The sequence below is a fragment of the Geodermatophilus sp. SYSU D00742 genome, from assembly GCF_054049935.1.
The window spans coordinates 188,539-204,337 of the sequence record NZ_JBJGYJ010000001.1 but is presented as its reverse complement, the minus strand read 5'-3'; the positions used below and the strand labels follow the sequence as shown (position 1 = coordinate 204,337).

Here is a 15,799-nt window from a genome sequence, read left to right as displayed (position 1 = left end):
GGGGACCGCGCCGGGCGTGCCGAGGGCGGGGCGGCCGTCCGGGGCGCTGGACCGGAGCGGGCGCGGAACCCCGGAGACGAATCCGTTCCGGATCCTGGTTGGTCGGGCGGTCGTCCGGGAACGGGGGTTGCACGGCGTGCGGGACGGCCGGCAGCCCCGCACGCCCAGGCCCGGCAGTCGAGAACCCGGCTGCCGGGCCGCCCGTGTGGCCGCGGGGAGGCCGACGGAGCAGGCTGACACCGTCCTCGCACCGTGCAGAAGGAGCCTGCGATGGTGAGCCCCGAGCCCGAGACCGGCCGTGAGTTCTGGCGCGACATCAAGCCGATCGAGAACGTCTTCCGCAAGGACGCCGCCCCCGAGATCTTCCTGCCCGACACCCTCGACGACGACGAGCGGTACTTCATCCCGCTGTCGGACACCGTCGGCTCACGGCCGCTGTGGATCTCGCTGACCCAGAACCGGTGGGCCGACGTCCTGTGGGCCAGGCAGGCCGGGCTGGTGAACCGGCACTACCACCCGCACCAGGTCTTCGGGTACACGCTCTCGGGGAGGTGGAGCTACCTGGAGCACGACTGGGTCGCCACCAAGGGCACCTTCGTCTACGAGACGCCGGGGGAGGCCCACACGCTGGTCGCCCACGAGTCCGACGAGCCGATGCGGGTCCACTTCAACGTGACCGGCCCGCTCATCTGGCTCGACGAGGACGGCCAGCCCAACGGCACCTTCGACGCCTACGACTACCTCGAGCTGGCCCGCGAGCACTACGAGCGCGTCGGCCTGGGCGCCGAGGCCGTGGAGCGGCTGCTGCGCTAGCCCTCCAGCGCCGCCTGGAACGCCGCGAACTTGGCCTGGGTCTCGGCGAGCTCGGTGGCCGGGTCCGAGCCGGCGACGATCCCGCAGCCGGCGTACAGCCGTGCCGTCGCCGGGTCGTCGTCGCAGAGCTGGGCGCACCGCAGCGCCAGGCCGAACTCGCCGTCGCCGCGGGCGTCGAGCCAGCCCACCGGGCCGGCGTAGCGCCCGCGGTCCATCCCCTCGAGCTCGCCGATCAGGCCCGCGGCCGCCGGGGTGGGGGTCCCGCAGACCGCGGCGGTGGGGTGCACCGCGCCGACCAGCTCCAGCAGCCCGGCCCGCCCGCGTGCCCCACGGGGTGCCTGGGTGCCGATGACGTCGGTGGCCAGGTGCCGGACGTTGGCCAGGGTCAGCAGCTCCGGCTCCTCCGGCGCGGTCAGCGTGGCGCAGTAGGGCTCGAGCGCCCGGACCAGCGAGTCGACGGCGAGGGCGTGCTCGGTGCGGTCCTTGGCCGAGCCGAGCAGCGCCGCGGCCAGGCGGTCGTCGTCCGCGCCGGCGCCGCGCGGGGCGGTGCCGGCCAGGACGCGGGAGGACAGCGTGCGGCCGGTGCGGCGCAGCAGCAGCTCCGGCGTCGCCCCGAGCAGACCGTCGACGGCGAAGGTCCAGCAGTCGGGGAACCGCGCCGCCAGCCGGGCCAGCAGGGAGCGGGGGTCGAGCGGGGCGTCGGCGGTGACCAGCAGGTCGCGGGCGAGGACGACCTTCTCGAGGTCGCCGCCGGCGATGCGGGCGACGGCCGCCTCGACCGTCGCGCACCACGACGCCGGGTCCAGCGCACCGTCGGCGTAGCGGAGCCGGCCCAGCGGCGCGGGTACGGCCGCCGGCGCCGACGCCAGCACGTCGGCGGGGTCCGCCCCACCGGCGGTGGTCACCCACGCGACGCCGTCCCGCCGGCCGACGACGACCTCGGGCACGACGAACACCGACGTCCCGGCGGCGGGGTCGAAGGCGATGCTGGCGAAGGCCACGGGCCCCGAGCCCGGGACGTCGATCGGGTCGTCGACGTCGAGACCGGCGCCGAGCTCGGCCCACCAGGCGGCGGCCTCGGCGAGGGCGGTGGGGCCGGAGACCTCCAGCCGCGCGGCCTCGCCCCAGCCGACCAGCCCCTCGCCGCGGCGCACCCAGGACAGCGCGGCGGTGGGGGGGAGGAGGTCCAGCAGGGCCGGGACGTCGGCCAGCGGCGTCGTCGTGACGAGAGGGGTGGCGGCGTCCCGGGAGGTCACGGCAGCCGCTGTCACGGACCCAGCGTATGTGGCGCGCTGGCCTTGCCGTCGGAGACGGCCTTGTAACGTCAGCCGCCGTGGGGGACCGGCGAGAGGACGCACACACCGCCGGGCTGCGGGCCGGCCTGGACAAGCGGCCGGCCGAGGTCGCGGCGATGTTCGACCGGGTCGCGCGGCGCTACGACGTCACCAACACGGTCCTCTCCGGCGGGCTGGACGCCTCCTGGCGGCGGGCGACCCGCGAGGCCCTCGGCGCCCGCCCCGGCCACACGGTGCTGGACGTCGCCGCGGGGACGGCGGTCTCCACCGTCGAGCTGGCCGCCGGCGGGGTGACCGCGATCGCCTGCGACTTCTCGCAGGGCATGCTGCGGGCCGGGGCGTCCCGCCCGGTGCCCAAGGTCGCCGGCGACGCGATGGCCCTGCCGCTGGCCGACGAGAGCGTCGACGGCGTGGTGATCTCCTTCGGTCTGCGCAACGTGGCCGATCCCGACGCGGCGCTGCGCGAGTTCTCCCGGGTGACCCGACCGGGCGGCACCCTGGTGGTCTGCGAGTTCTCCAGCCCCACCTGGGCGCCGTTGCGCACCGTCTACACCGAGTACCTGATGCGCGCGCTGCCGCGGATCGCCCGCACGGTGAGCAGCAACCCCGACGCCTACGTCTACCTCGCGGAGTCCATCCGGGCCTGGCCCGACCAGCCGGCGCTGGCCGCGCGGCTGCAGGCCGCCGGGTGGGCCGACGTCGCCTGGCGCGACCTCACCGGGGGCATCGTCGCGCTGCACCGCGGTCACAAGCCCCGCACCTGAGCTCCGCGCCGACCAGACCGCCGGTCCCGGGCCCCGGGTCGCCCGCCCCGCGAGGCCGCCGACCTCGTCCACCCGGGTTCCCCCCGCACCGGCGGTGCCGCGCTCGTGGTGGGGGTCGTGGCGGAACCGTGACGTACGTCTCCCGGAAGGGCTACTTGTCAGCAAGGTCACACCGAGGCTTACAGTGGGACCGACGGACTTTGTGAAGCAATTCACAAAGTCGGGCGCTCCAGGAGAGGGGTCGAGGTGGACGACGGCGACCGGCGGGCCGACGTGGTCGTGGTCGGCGCCGGTCCGGCGGGGTCCGCGGCGGCGTGGCACCTGGCCCGCGCCGGCCGCGACGTCGTCGTCCTCGAGAAGTCCCGCTTCCCCCGGGAGAAGGTCTGCGGCGACGGGCTCACCCCGCGTGGGGTGAGGGCGCTGGCCGACATGGGCGTGGACACCGCCGGCTGGGTCCGGCACAAGGGGTTGCGCGTCACCGGCGGCGGTCAGGTGGTCGAGGTCGACTGGCCGGCGCTGGACCGCTGGCCCGCCCACAGCCTGGTGCGTGACCGGCGTGACCTCGACGCCCGGCTGGCCGCGCACGCGGAGGCCGCCGGTGCGCGGGTGGTCCAGGGGGTCACCGTCACCGCGCCGCTGCTCGACGACGCCGGCCGCGTCGCGGGTGTGCACGCCGAGCAGGGCCCGGGCCGGGAGCCGGTGACCTGGCGGGCACCGCTGGTCGTCTCCGCCGAGGGGCTCTCCGGGCGGCTGGGCAAGGCCCTGGGGCTCGTCCGTCGCGAGGACCGGCCGCTGGGTGTCGCGGTCCGCCGGTACGTCCGCTCGCCGCGCAGCGACGACGACTACCTCGACATCTCCTTCGACCTGTCCCCCTCCGGGCCGAGCGCCGACTCGATGCCCGGCTACGGCTGGGTGTTCGGCATGGGTGACGGCACGAGCAACGTGGGCTTCGGGCTGCTGGACCGCCGTCGCGGCACGGGGGCCGAGCCGCGGGCGGTGCTGCGCCGGTGGCTGGCCACCCTGCCGCCGGAGTGGGGGCTCGGGGAGGAGTGCGCGGTCACCCCGCTGCGCGGCGCCGGGCTGCCCATGGCGCTGCACCGGCGGCCGGCCTACACGCGCGGCCTGCTGCTGGCCGGCGACGCCGCCGGCACCGTCAACCCGTTCAACGGCGAGGGCATCAGCTATGCGCTGGAGACCGGTGCGATGGCGGCCGAGGCCGCCGTCGACGGGCTCGCCCGCCCGGAGGGGCCGGCCCGCGAGGACGCGCTGCGCCGGTACCCCGCCCGGCTGCGGGAGGAGTACGGCCGCCACCACCGGCTCGGCATGGCGTTCCTCGCGCTGCTCGACCGGCCGGGGCTGGTGCGCTTCGCCACCGCCCACGGCCTCAAGCGGCCGGCGATGGTCGACGCCGCGCTGCGGCTGATGGGCAACCTCTCCGACGGCCGGGACGGCGACCGCTTCGACCGCGTCGTCGCCGTCCTCACCCGACTGGCCCCGGCGGTCTGATCGATGACCATCCGCACACCGCGTCGCCGCGTCGACACGCCCTGTCCACGATCACCTCATGCCGGAAGCGTGATCTCCATCACCGTAGGGTGCCACTGATGCTCTCGACCTACGTCCCGATCGTCGGGCTGTTCGCGCTGGCCGCGGCGTTCGCGCTGTTCTCGGTCACGGTCGCCCCCTTCGTCGGGCCGCGCCGTTACAGCCGAGCCAAGCTCACCGCGTACGAGTGCGGCATCGAGCCGGTCGACCAGCCCCTGACCGGCGGCCGGTTCCCGGTCAAGTACTACCTCGTCGCGATGCTGTTCATCGTCTTCGACATCGAGATCGTCTTCCTCTACCCGTGGGCCGTGGCCAACGACGCGCTCGGCGTCTTCGGGCTGATCGAGATGGTCGTGTTCATCGGCACCGTCTTCATCGCGTACGCCTACGTCTGGCGTCGCGGTGGGCTCGACTGGGACTGACAGGAGCGCACCCATGGGACTCGAGGAGAAACTGCCCAGCGGCGTCCTGCTGACCACGGTCGAGAAGCTGGTCAACTGGACCCGCAAGTCCTCGCTGTGGCCGGCGACGTTCGGGCTGGCCTGCTGCGCGATCGAGATGATGGCCACCGGCGCCGGTCGCTACGACCTGGCCCGCTTCGGCATGGAGGTCTTCCGCGCCTCGCCGCGGCAGGCCGACCTGATGATCGTGGCCGGCCGGGTGAGCCAGAAGATGGCGCCGGTCCTCCGCCAGATCTACGACCAGATGCCCGAGCCGCGCTGGGTGCTGGCCATGGGCGTGTGCGCCAGTTCCGGCGGGATGTTCAACAACTACGCGATCGTCCAGGGCGTCGACCACATCGTGCCGGTGGACATGTACCTGCCCGGGTGCCCGCCGCGGCCGGAGATGCTCACCGACGCGATCCTCAAGCTGCACCACAAGATCATGAACGAGCCGCTCGGCCCGAAGCGGGCCCGCGAGCTGGAGCGCGCGCGGGCGGAGGGCCGGGCGGAGGACCTGCTCGTGGAGATGCCCTCCTCGGTGCGGGTGGACAAGGCGGCGCGGGAGGCCTACGAGCGGGCCGCCGCGGAGCGGCGCACCGGCCAGTTCGCGATCGAGCAGCGCGGCGGGAACGCCGTCCTGCTGCCCGAGCCGTACGTCCGGAGCAGCCGATGAGCAACGACGGCGGCGTGCCGGCCCGCCCGGGCAGCGGTGAGGCCGGCCGCGAGGAGAGCACGGCCCCGAGCGGCGGCTTCCGGAAGGGCGCGTTCGGCGTCTCCGGCAGCGGCGACACCTCCGGCTTCGGCGGGCTGGTGCGCGTCGAGCCCGGCGGCGCGGTCGCGCTGCACTCCACCGACCGGCCCTACGGCGGCTACTTCGACGAGGTCACCGACGCCCTGATCGAGGCGGTCGGCCCAGCCACGTACGACGCCGCGGTGCAGCGGGTGCTGGTCGACCGCGGGGAGATCACCTACTTCGTCGCCCGCGAGCACCTGCTGACCCTCGTGCAGGCCCTGCGGGACGACGAGGCCCTGCGCTTCGAGCTGTGCAGCAGCGTCTCCGGCGTCGACTACCTCGACAGCGGCGGCCCGGCGACGACGCCCGGCCGGCCGCGGCTGCACGTCGTCTACCACCTGACCTCGATGACCTACCGGCGGCGCATCCGGCTGGAGGTCGCGGTGACCGCCGAGGACCCGCACGTCCCCTCGGTCGCGCGGATCTACCCCACCGCGGACTGGCACGAGCGGGAGACCTGGGACATGTTCGGCGTCGTCTTCGACGGCCACCCCGCGCTGACCCGGATCCTCATGCCCGACGACTGGGACGGCCACCCGCAGCGCAAGGACTACCCGCTCGGCGGGGTCCCGGTGGAGTACCACGACGCGACGATCCCCCCGCCCGACACGCGGAGGGCCTACCGATGAGCAGGGGCCTGCAGTCCGGCGGTGCCGGCGTCGCCACGAACACCCGGAGGGCCTGTCGATGAGCACCACGTACGACCCCTACGCCGGCTCCCGGGAGACCACCGAGGGCCGCGTCTACACCGTCACCGGCGGCGACTGGGACCAGACCCTCGGCACCGAGGCGTACGGCGAGGAGCGGCTCGTCGTCAACATGGGCCCACAGCACCCGTCGACCCACGGCGTCCTCCGCCTGGTGCTCGACCTCGAGGGGGAGACGGTCACCAAGGCGCGGGTGGTCATCGGCTACCTGCACACGGGCATCGAGAAGAACACCGAGTACCGCAACTGGGTCCAGGGGACGACCTTCGTGACACGGATGGACTACCTGTCCCCGCTGTTCAACGAGGCCGGCTACTCGATGGCGGTCGAGAAGCTGCTGGGCATCGAGGTGCCGCAGCGGGCGCAGACGGTCCGCGTGCTGGTCATGGAGCTCAACCGGATCGCCTCGCACCTGGTCGCACTGGCCACCTTCGGCATGGAGATGGGCGCGCTCACCGGCATGACCAACGGCTTCCGGGAGCGGGAGCTGGTCCTGGACCTGCTCGAGGAGATCACCGGACTGCGGATGAACCACGCCTACATCCGCCCCGGCGGCCTGGCGCAGGACCTCCCGGACGGCGCGGTCGAGCACATCCGCGAGTTCCTGGAGGTCATGCCGGCCCGCGTGGCCGACTTCCACAAGTTGCTCACCGGCCAGCCCATCTGGCAGGCCCGGCTCAAGGACGCCGGCTACCTCGACGTCACCGGCTGCGTGGCGCTCGGCGTCACCGGCCCGGTGCTGCGCGCCGCCGGCCTGCCGTGGGACCTCCGCAAGGTCGAGCCGTACCTGGGCTACGAGACCTACGACTTCGAGGTGCCGACCGCCGACACGTGCGACGCCTGGGGCCGCTACCTGGTCCGGATGGCGGAGATCAACGAGTCGCTGAAGCTCGTCGAGCAGGCGCTCGACCGGCTCGAGCCGGGGCCGGTCATGGTGCAGGACAAGAAGATCGCCTGGCCCGCGCAGCTCGCCCTCGGTCCCGACGGCATGGGCAACTCCCTCGACCACGTCAAGCACATCATGGGCCAGTCGATGGAGGCCCTGATCCACCACTTCAAGCTGGTCACCGAGGGCTTCCGGGTGCCGGCCGGGCAGGTCTACGTGCCGATCGAGTCCCCGCGCGGCGAGCTCGGCTACCACGTGGTCAGCGACGGCGGCACCCGGCCGTGGCGGGTCCACGTGCGCGACCCCAGCTTCGTGAACCTGCAGGCGACGGCGGCGATGAGCGAGGGCGGCATGATCGCCGACGTCATCGCGGCCATCGCCTCCCTGGACCCGGTCATGGGGGGTGTGGATCGATGAGCGCCCTGCCCGGTTCGGCCGAGGGGACGGCGGTCACGGGGCTGGACTCCAGTCCCGTCGAGCCCGTGCCCGCCGACCTGCCGCCACTGACCGAGCAGACCCGGCTCGAGGCGCGGGAGATCATCGCCCGCTATCCGAAGCCGCGGTCGGCGCTGCTGCCGATGCTGCACCTGGTGCAGAGCTACCAGGGCTACGTGTCGCCCGAGGGCGTGGCGCTGTGCGCGGAGGAGCTCGGTCTCACCAAGGCCGAGGTCGGCGCCGTCGCGACCTTCTACACGATGTACAAGCGCCGTCCCACCGGCCGGCACCTGGTCAGCGTCTGCACCAACACCCTGTGCAGCGTGCTGGGCGGCCAGCGCATCTTCGACGCGCTGTCGGCCGACCTCGGCGTCCACCACGACGAGACCGCCGCCGACGGGTCGGTCACGCTCGAGCACGCCGAGTGCCTGGCCGCCTGTGACTACGCGCCGGTGGTCACCGTCGACTACGAGTTCTACGACCAGCAGGACGTCGACAGCGCCCGTGCCCTGGTCGCGGCGCTGCGGCGCGGCGAGAAGCCGCACCCCACCCGCGGTGCCCCGCTCACCGACTTCCGCGGCGTCTCCCGCCAGCTGGCCGGGTTCGACCAGTACGGCAGTGCCGGCGCCCACCGCGCCGCCGTCGACGCCGAGGGTGCGATCGGGCCGACGCTGGCCGGACTGCGGCTGGCCGCCGAGCGCGGCGAGTCCGCCCCGCCGTTGCCCGGCCCCCAGCAGCCGCCGGCCGACACGGGCGAACCGAGGGAGACCGTGCGGCCCACCGGCCGCAGCGGGCAGACCCCGGGACAGGAGGCGGCCGACGCCCGCGTCGCCGCCGCCGACACCCCGGCCGAGAAGGCGGGCGCGGCCCAGGCACATCCGGACGAGGGCGCCGAGTACGGGCAGCCGCGGGGCAGGCAGCGGGCCGGCACCGAGAACCCGCCGGCCACCGAACCGGCCACGGGCACCACTCCCACCGACAGCAAGGAGGCCTGACCCGTGCCTCTCGCACCCGTGCTCACCTCGCGCTGGGCGCAGCCGCAGTCCTGGCGGCTGTCCACCTACGAGCGGCTGGACGGCTACACCGCGCTGCGCACCGCGCTGGGCATGACCCCCGACGAACTGGTCGCCCTGGTCAAGGACTCCGGGCTGCGCGGCCGCGGCGGCGCCGGCTTCCCGACCGGCATGAAGTGGAGCTTCATCCCCCAGCCCAAGCCGGGGGAGACGCCGACCGGCCCGGCCGCACTGCCCAAGTACCTCGTGGTCAACGCCGACGAGGGGGAGCCCGGCACCTGCAAGGACCTCCCGCTGATGATGGCCGACCCGCACTCGCTCATCGAGGGCGTGGTCATCGCGGCGTACGCGATCCGCTCGGAGCTGGCGGTCATCTACGTGCGGGGCGAGGCGGTGCACGCCCACCGGCGGCTGGTCAGCGCCGTCCAGGAGGCCTACGCCGCCGGCTACCTCGGCACCGACATCCTCGGCTCGGGCTACGACCTCGAGCTGATCGTGCACGCCGGGGCCGGCGCCTACATCTGCGGCGAGGAGACCGCGCTGCTGGACTCCCTGGAGGGCTACCGGGGCCAGCCGCGGCTCAAGCCGCCGTTCCCCGCGGTCGCCGGGCTCTACGGCGCCCCCACGGTGATCAACAACGTCGAGACGCTGGCCAGCGTGCCGTTCGTCGTCCGCGGCGGCTCGGACTGGTTCAAGGAGTTCGGTCCGGAGAAGTCCCCGGGCCCGAAGATCTACTCGCTGTCGGGCCGGGTCGTCCGTCCCGGCCAGTACGAGGCGCCCATGGGCACGACGATGCGCGAGCTGCTGGAGATGGCCGGCGGCATCCGCCCCGGGCACCAGCTGAAGTTCTGGACCCCCGGTGGCTCGTCCACGCCGTACTTCACCCCGGAGCACCTCGACGTGCCGCTGGACTTCGACTCCGTCGCCGCCGCCGGCTCGATGCTCGGCACCACCGCGCTCATGGTCTTCGACGAGACCGACTCGATCGTCGAGGCCACGCTGCGGTTCACCGAGTTCTACGCGCACGAGAGCTGCGGCAAGTGCACCCCGTGCCGGGAGGGCACCTACTGGCTGGTCCAGATCCTCGACCGGCTGGTGCACGGCCGGGGCACGGCGGCCGACCTGGACCTGCTGACCGACACCTGCGACAACATCCTGGGCCGCTCGTTCTGCGCCCTCGGTGACGGCGCCACCAGCTGCATCGCCAGCTCGCTGAAGTACTTCCGGGACGACTACGTCGCCCTGCTGCCCCCGGAGGAACAGGCCCGCCTCGGCCGCAGCCTCCGGCTCGAGCCCGTCGGAGTGGCCTCGTGACCGAGCTCGCGAGGTCACGCACGGGCACGGCACGACACGGAGCTGGGCCGACGAGCGCCAGCGAGGAGGACCAGTGACGACCCCCCAGCCAGCGCCGGCCGCCGTCCCCGCGGTGCCCGGCCCGCACACCCCGCCGGACGCCGTCCACTGCGTCATCGACGGCTTCGACGTCGCCGTCCCCAAGGGGACGCTGATCATCCGGGCCGCCGAGATGATCGGCGTCCAGATCCCGCGGTTCTGCGACCACCCGCTGCTGGAGCCGGTCGGTGCCTGCCGGCAGTGCCTGGTGGAGGTGGAGGGCCAGCGCAAGCCGGTGGCCTCCTGCACCATGCCGGTCACCGAGGGGATGGTGGTGAAGACGCAGCTGACCAGCCCGGTCGCCGACAAGGCGCAGCAGGGCACGATGGAACTGCTGCTGATCAACCACCCGCTGGACTGCCCGGTCTGCGACAAGGGCGGCGAGTGCCCCCTGCAGAACCAGGCGATGACCAACGGCCGCACCGAGAGCCGGTTCGTCGACGTCAAGCGGACCTACCCCAAGCCGCTGCCCATCAGCAGCGAGGTCCTGCTCGACCGCGAGCGCTGCGTGCTCTGCGCGCGGTGCACCCGCTTCTCCCAGCAGGTCGCCGGCGACCCGTTCATCGAGTTGTTCGAGCGCGGGGCGCTGGAGCAGGTGGCGATCTACGAGGACGAGCCGTTCACCTCCTACTTCTCCGGCAACACCACCCAGATCTGCCCGGTCGGCGCGCTCACCAGCGCCCAGTACCGGTTCCGCTCCCGCCCGTTCGACCTGCGCACCGAGCCCAGCGTGTGCGAGCACTGCGCGTCCGGCTGCGCCCAGCGCACCGACTACCGCCGCGGCCGGGTGCTGCGCCGGCTGGCCGGGGAGGACCCCGCCGTCAACGAGGAGTGGAACTGCGACAAGGGCCGCTGGGCCTTCCGCTACGCCACCGCCAACGACCGGCTGACCACGCCGCTGGTCCGGCGGGACGGCGTGCTGCAGCCCGCGTCCTGGCCCGAGGCGTGGGCCGCGGCGGCCGAGGGGCTGCGCGCCGCGCGGGAGGCCGGCGGCGTCGGTGTCCTGCCCGGCGGCCGGCTGACGGTCGAGGACGCCTACGCCTACGCCAAGTTCGCCCGCGTCGCGCTCGGCACCAACGACGTCGACGCCCGCGCCCGCGCGCACTCCGCCGAGGAGCTGGCCTTCCTCGCCGCGCACGTCGCGGGCACCGGCCCGTTCAACGGCGCGGTCACCTACGCCGACCTCACCGATGCCTCCGCGGTGCTGCTGGCCGGGTTCGAACCGGAGGAGGAGTCCCCGATCCTGTTCCTGCGGCTGCGCCGGGCCGTGCGCACCCGGGAGCTGCCGGTCTTCGACCTCGCGCCGTTCGCCACCCGCTCCGCCGAGAAGCTGCAGGCCACGGTGCTCACCACGCTGCCGGGCACCGAGGCCCGCTCGCTGGCCGCGCTCGCCGAGGGCACGTGGGGCGGCCCGGCGGTCGAGGCGCTGCGGCAGCCGGGGGCGGTGGTGCTCGCCGGCGAGCGGCTGGCCGAGGTACCGGGCGCCTTCTCCGCGCTGGCCGCGCTCGTGCGGGCCACCGGCGTCCGCGTGGCCTGGGTGCCGCGCCGGGCGGGGGAGCGCGGCGCGGTGGAGGCCGGCGCGCTGCCGACCCTGCTGCCCGGAGGCCGCCCGGTCTCCGACGCCGGGGCCCGCGCGCAGGTCGCCGCCGCCTGGGGCGTCGACGAGCTGCCGGCCACGCCCGGCCGCGACACGACCGGCATCCTCGCGGCGGTCACCCACGGGCACCTCGCCGGCCTGCTGGTCGGCGGCGTCGACATCGCCGACCTGCCCGATCCGCGGCTGGCGGCGGCCGCGCTGGCCGACGCGCAGTTCGTGGTGAGCCTCGAGATGTTCCCCAGTGCGGTCACCGAGCACGCCGACGTCGTCCTGCCGGTGGCCGCGGCACCGGAGAAGGCCGGCGGCTACCTGGACTGGGAGGGGCGGCTGCGTCCCTTCGACGCCACCCTGCACGGCACCGGTCAGCTGCCCGACGGCCGGGTCCTGCAGGGGCTGGCCGACGCGATGGACGTCGACCTGCGGCTGCCCGCCCCCGAGGTGGCCCGCGCCGAGCTCGCCGCCCTGGGCGCCGTCGCCGAGCGTCCCGACGTCGTCGGCCTGGACGTCGCCCCGCCGGCCGACCCGCCGCTGGCCGAGGACGAGGCGGTGCTCGCCTCCTGGCGTCAGCTGCTCGACGTCGGCACCCTGCAGCGGGACGAGCCCGAGCTGGCCGGCACCGCCCGCCCGCCGGTCGCCCGCCTCGGCAAGGACGTCGCCCGGCGGCTGGGCCTGGCCGACGGCGACCGGGTCACCGTGTGCGGCGCGATGGGGGAGATCACCCTGCCGGTGCTGGTCACCGAGATGCCCGACCAGGTGGTCTGGCTGCCGATGCGCTCGCCGGGCAGTGAGGTCCGCACCGCGCTGGGCACCGCGCCCGGTGGCGTCGTCCGTCTCGTCGCCGGAGGCACCGCATGATCGACGTCCTGGTCGCCCCCGACCAGCCCACGCTGGAGGACTTCGGCACCGACGTCTGGTGGATCGTCCTCATCAAGATCGTCGGCGTCTTCGCCGTCCTGGTGCTCCTGACGCTGTTCGCCATCGTCTTCGAGCGCAAGGTCGTCGCCCGCATGCAGCAGCGGATCGGCCCCAACCGGGTCGGCCCCCGCGGCTACCTGCAGAGCCTCGCCGACGGGTTGAAGCTGGCGTTCAAGGAAGACATCATGCCGGCGCTCGCGGACAAGCCGGTCTACTTCCTGGCCCCGGTGATCGCCACCATCCCCGCGTTCCTGGCCTTCTCGGTCATCCCGCTGGGCCCGACCGTCAGCATCTTCGGCGAGCGCACCCCGCTGCAGCTCACCGACGCCCCCATCGGCGTCCTGGTGGTGCTCGCCTGCTCGGCGATGGGCGTCTACGGCATCGTGCTGGCCGGCTGGGCGTCGGGTTCGACGTACCCGCTGCTGGGCAGCCTGCGCAGCGCCGCGCAGATGGTCAGCTACGAGATCGCGATGGGGCTGTCGATCGTCGCGGTGTTCCTCTACGCGGGCACGATGTCGACCTCGGAGATCGTCGCGGCCCAGGCCGACGGCAACCCGGTGTCGTTCTTCGGCCTGGAGTTCACCGGACCCAGCTGGTACGCGATCCTGCTGCCGGTCTCCTTCGTCATCTACGCCATCGCGGTGGTCGGTGAGACCAACCGGGCGCCGTTCGACCTGCCTGAGGCCGAGAGCGAGCTGGTCGGTGGCTTCCACACCGAGTACTCGTCGCTGAAGTTCGCGCTGTTCTTCCTCGCCGAGTACATCAACATGGTCACCGTCTCGGCCCTGGCCGCGACGCTGTTCCTCGGCGGCTGGCGGGCCCCGTGGCCGATCTCCGTCTGGGGCGGCGCCAACTCCGGCTGGTGGCCGCTGCTGTGGTTCTTCCTCAAGGTCGTCGTCGCGCTGTTCGTCTTCATCTGGCTGCGCGGCACGCTGCCCCGGCTGCGCTACGACCAGTTCATGCGCTTCGGCTGGAAGGTGCTGGTGCCCACGGCGCTGGTCTGGATCCTCGCCGTCGCCACCATGCGCACCATCGCCCGCGAGGCGGACCTCTCCACCGGGCAGGTCGCGCTGTTCGTGGGCGTCCCGCTGGCCCTGCTCGTGCTCGCCGTGCTGCTCGTGGCCAGCCGGGCGAGCAACCGGGCCACCCGGATCGCCGCCACCAAGGCCGCGGCCGGCTCGATCCACCCGACCGACGCCGAGCCCGAGGTGCTCCCCCCGGTCGGCCCCCGCCGCCGACCCGCGCAGCCCACCGGCCCGAGCCGCGCCGAGGGCGGCTTCCCGATCCCGCCCATGGACCTCACGGTGCCGCCGTCGCCGCGGCTGCGCGACCGGGAGACCGTCCCCGCCGGCGGTGTGGTCGGCACCGGACGGCGGGGTGCCGCTCCCAGCCAGGAGGACGACGATGTCTGACCGGAACCCGCCCGCCGAGGGTGAGGAGAAGGGGCTGGCGCAGGCCTCCCGCGGCGAGCTCGCCCGCCGCGACCGCGACGCCGGCCCGGTGAAGCGGAACAGCTGGCTGCCCGGCCCCGGCCAGGGCTTCGGGGTCACCTTCGCGCAGATCTTCCGGAAGGTGACCACCGAGGAGTACCCCGAGGTCCCCAAGGTGACCAAGCCGCGCTACCACGGCCGGCACGTGCTCAACCGGCACCCGGACGGGCTGGAGAAGTGCGTCGGGTGCGAGCTGTGCGCCTGGGCCTGCCCGGCCGACGCGATCTACGTGGAGGGCGGCGACAACACCGAGGACGAGCGTTACTCGCCCGGTGAGCGCTACGGGCGGATCTACCAGATCAACTACCTGCGCTGCATCTTCTGCGGCCTGTGCATCGAGGCCTGCCCGACCCGCTCGCTGACCATGAGCAACGACTTCGAGCTCGCCGACGACAACCGCCGCGACCTGATCTACACCAAGGAGCAGCTGATGGCCCCGCTGCTGCCCGGCATGGAGGCCCCGCCGCACCCCATGCGCCTGGGCGACGAGAAGGACTACTACGTGCGGGCGGCGGACGGGGTCACGCCGCCGGTGGACCACTCCGCGGGGGCGCGTGAGGACCAGCCCGTCCCGGGGGGCCACGCGTGAACGCCGACGTGGTGATCGGTACCGGCGAGGCCGTCGTCTTCTGGGTGCTGGGACCGATCGCCCTGGCCGGCGCGCTGGGCATGGTGCTCTCCCGCAACGCCGTCCACTCGGCGCTGTGGCTGGTGAACACGATGCTGGCGCTGGGCGTCTTCTACGTCGTCCAGGAGGCGCCGTTCCTGGGCGCGGTGCAGATCATCGTCTACACCGGCGCGATCATGATCCTCTTCCTGTTCGTGCTCATGCTGGTCGGCCGGGACTCCTCCGACTCCGTGGTCGAGACCCTCCGCGGGCAGCGGGTGGCCGCGATCTGTCTCGGCATCGGGTTCGCCGGTCTGGTCGGCGCGGGCATCGCCCGGGCCACCCAGGAGCTGCCGCTCACCGGCCTGGCCGCGGTGCAGGGCGGGGAGACCAGCAACATCGAGGCGATCGCCGAGCTGCTGTTCACCCGTTACCTGCTGGCGTTCGAGGTGACCAGCGCGCTGCTGATCACCGCCGCCGTGGGCGCGATGGTGCTGGCCCACATCGAGCGGGAGCCCGGCACGCGGCGCACCCAGAAGGAGCTCTCCCGGGCCCGGTTCCTCACCGACCGGCCGCAGACCCTGCCCGGCCCCGGGGTGTTCGCCCGGGCCAACTCGGTGGCCACGCCGGCCCTGCTGCCCGACGGCGGGCTCGCCGAGGACAGCTTCGCCACCGGGATCGACCCCCAGGAGGTCGACCAGATGCCGCGTCCCACCGGCCGCGCCGAGCTCGGCACCCCGGACGCGGCGCTGGGCACCCTCGACCCGGCGCCCAGCGACATCCCGGGGGGCCGTGACCGATGAGTCTCACGCACTACCTCGTGCTCGCGGCCATCCTGTTCACCATCGGCGCCGTCGGCGTCCTGGTGCGGCGCAACGCGATCGTCGTCTTCATGTGCATCGAGCTGATGCTCAACTCGGTGAACCTGACGCTGGTCACCTTCGCCCGGGCCAGCGGCACCGTCGACGGCCAGATCATGGCGTTCTTCGTCATGGTCGTCGCCGCCGCGGAGGTCGTCGTCGGCCTCGCGATCATCATGTCGATCTACCGGACCCGCCGGTCGGCGTCGGTCGACGACGCCAACCTGCTCAAGTACTGAGAACG

General features: G+C 73.7%; 15 protein-coding genes. 14 read left to right on the top strand and 1 reads right to left on the bottom strand.

Annotated elements, in window-relative coordinates; translation table 11 throughout:
* Positions 1–270 precede the first annotated feature (270 nt).
* Positions 271–813: a 2,4'-dihydroxyacetophenone dioxygenase family protein gene (locus tag ACI78V_RS01010; RefSeq protein ID WP_456848022.1), complete on the top strand. Its 543-nt coding sequence runs from the start codon at positions 271–273 to the stop codon at positions 811–813.
* Here the strand turns inward: ACI78V_RS01010 and ACI78V_RS01005 are convergent.
* The gene (locus tag ACI78V_RS01005; protein WP_456848020.1) at positions 810–2,084 is read right to left on the bottom strand and encodes an isochorismate synthase; all 1,275 of its coding nucleotides are present in this window, start codon (positions 2,082–2,084) and stop codon (positions 810–812) included. The two genes, ACI78V_RS01010 and ACI78V_RS01005, sit on opposite strands and share 4 nt — an antisense overlap.
* 62 nt (positions 2,085–2,146) lie before the next feature.
* On the opposite strand from ACI78V_RS01005, the gene ACI78V_RS01000 reads away from it, so the two are divergent.
* The 13 genes from ACI78V_RS01000 (at position 2,147) to nuoK (ending at position 15,794) form a co-directional block, all read left to right on the top strand.
* Positions 2,147–2,872 (top strand): demethylmenaquinone methyltransferase, encoded by a 726-nt coding sequence (locus tag ACI78V_RS01000; protein WP_456848018.1) that lies wholly within the window; start codon positions 2,147–2,149, stop codon positions 2,870–2,872.
* 246 nt (positions 2,873–3,118) lie between these two features.
* Positions 3,119–4,378, top strand: coding sequence for a geranylgeranyl reductase family protein (locus ACI78V_RS00995; protein ID WP_456848016.1), 1,260 nt, complete (start codon positions 3,119–3,121; stop codon positions 4,376–4,378).
* Positions 4,379–4,476: 98 nt separating this feature from the next.
* Positions 4,477–4,839, top strand: a complete 363-nt coding sequence (locus ACI78V_RS00990; protein ID WP_456848014.1) for an NADH-quinone oxidoreductase subunit A — start codon at positions 4,477–4,479, stop codon at positions 4,837–4,839.
* A gap of 13 nt (positions 4,840–4,852) precedes the next feature.
* Positions 4,853–5,533 (top strand): NuoB/complex I 20 kDa subunit family protein, encoded by a 681-nt coding sequence (locus tag ACI78V_RS00985; RefSeq protein WP_456848012.1) that lies wholly within the window; start codon positions 4,853–4,855, stop codon positions 5,531–5,533.
* Positions 5,530–6,282, top strand: coding sequence for an NADH-quinone oxidoreductase subunit C (locus tag ACI78V_RS00980; RefSeq protein WP_456848010.1), 753 nt, complete (start codon positions 5,530–5,532; stop codon positions 6,280–6,282). The genes ACI78V_RS00985 and ACI78V_RS00980 overlap by 4 nt, the downstream gene beginning before the upstream one ends.
* A gap of 58 nt (positions 6,283–6,340) precedes the next feature.
* Positions 6,341–7,663, top strand: a complete 1,323-nt coding sequence (locus ACI78V_RS00975; protein ID WP_456848008.1) for an NADH-quinone oxidoreductase subunit D — start codon at positions 6,341–6,343, stop codon at positions 7,661–7,663.
* Positions 7,660–8,676, top strand: coding sequence for an NADH-quinone oxidoreductase subunit NuoE (nuoE, locus tag ACI78V_RS00970; protein WP_456848006.1), 1,017 nt, complete (start codon positions 7,660–7,662; stop codon positions 8,674–8,676). The genes ACI78V_RS00975 and nuoE overlap by 4 nt, the downstream gene beginning before the upstream one ends.
* Positions 8,677–8,679: 3 nt before the next feature.
* Positions 8,680–10,008, top strand: coding sequence for an NADH-quinone oxidoreductase subunit NuoF (gene nuoF / locus ACI78V_RS00965; protein ID WP_456848004.1), 1,329 nt, complete (start codon positions 8,680–8,682; stop codon positions 10,006–10,008).
* A 73-nt stretch (positions 10,009–10,081) separates the two neighbouring features.
* A complete protein-coding gene (locus ACI78V_RS00960) occupies positions 10,082–12,538 on the top strand; it encodes an NADH-quinone oxidoreductase subunit G (protein ID WP_456848002.1) in 2,457 nt (818 codons plus the stop codon).
* Entirely contained in the window at positions 12,535–14,010 is a 1,476-nt protein-coding gene (gene nuoH / locus ACI78V_RS00955) for an NADH-quinone oxidoreductase subunit NuoH (protein WP_456848000.1), read from the top strand. The genes ACI78V_RS00960 and nuoH overlap by 4 nt, the downstream gene beginning before the upstream one ends.
* Positions 14,003–14,677 (top strand): NADH-quinone oxidoreductase subunit NuoI, encoded by a 675-nt coding sequence (gene nuoI, locus ACI78V_RS00950; protein ID WP_456847997.1) that lies wholly within the window; start codon positions 14,003–14,005, stop codon positions 14,675–14,677. Before nuoH ends, nuoI begins: the two co-directional genes overlap by 8 nt.
* The gene (locus ACI78V_RS00945) at positions 14,674–15,498 is read left to right on the top strand and encodes an NADH-quinone oxidoreductase subunit J (protein ID WP_456847995.1); all 825 of its coding nucleotides are present in this window, start codon (positions 14,674–14,676) and stop codon (positions 15,496–15,498) included. The genes nuoI and ACI78V_RS00945 overlap by 4 nt, the downstream gene beginning before the upstream one ends.
* Entirely contained in the window at positions 15,495–15,794 is a 300-nt protein-coding gene (gene nuoK, locus ACI78V_RS00940) for an NADH-quinone oxidoreductase subunit NuoK (RefSeq protein WP_456847993.1), read from the top strand. The genes ACI78V_RS00945 and nuoK overlap by 4 nt, the downstream gene beginning before the upstream one ends.
* The last annotated feature ends 5 nt before the right edge of the window (positions 15,795–15,799 follow it).

Bases quoted from the DNA above. Each gene is read 5' to 3' on its own strand.
- nuoI (WP_456847997.1), top strand. From the start codon at position 14,003: ATGTCTGACCGGAACCCGCCCGCCGAGGGTGAGGAGAAGGGGCTGGCG.
- nuoE (WP_456848006.1), top strand. From the start codon at position 7,660: ATGAGCGCCCTGCCCGGTTCGGCCGAGGGGACGGCGGTCACGGGGCTG.
- ACI78V_RS00975 (WP_456848008.1), top strand. From the start codon at position 6,341: ATGAGCACCACGTACGACCCCTACGCCGGCTCCCGGGAGACCACCGAG.
- ACI78V_RS00985 (WP_456848012.1), top strand. From the start codon at position 4,853: ATGGGACTCGAGGAGAAACTGCCCAGCGGCGTCCTGCTGACCACGGTC.
- ACI78V_RS00980 (WP_456848010.1), top strand. From the start codon at position 5,530: ATGAGCAACGACGGCGGCGTGCCGGCCCGCCCGGGCAGCGGTGAGGCC.
- nuoK (WP_456847993.1), top strand. From the start codon at position 15,495: ATGAGTCTCACGCACTACCTCGTGCTCGCGGCCATCCTGTTCACCATC.
- ACI78V_RS00990 (WP_456848014.1), top strand. From the start codon at position 4,477: ATGCTCTCGACCTACGTCCCGATCGTCGGGCTGTTCGCGCTGGCCGCG.
- nuoH (WP_456848000.1), top strand. From the start codon at position 12,535: ATGATCGACGTCCTGGTCGCCCCCGACCAGCCCACGCTGGAGGACTTC.
- ACI78V_RS01010 (WP_456848022.1), top strand. From the start codon at position 271: ATGGTGAGCCCCGAGCCCGAGACCGGCCGTGAGTTCTGGCGCGACATC.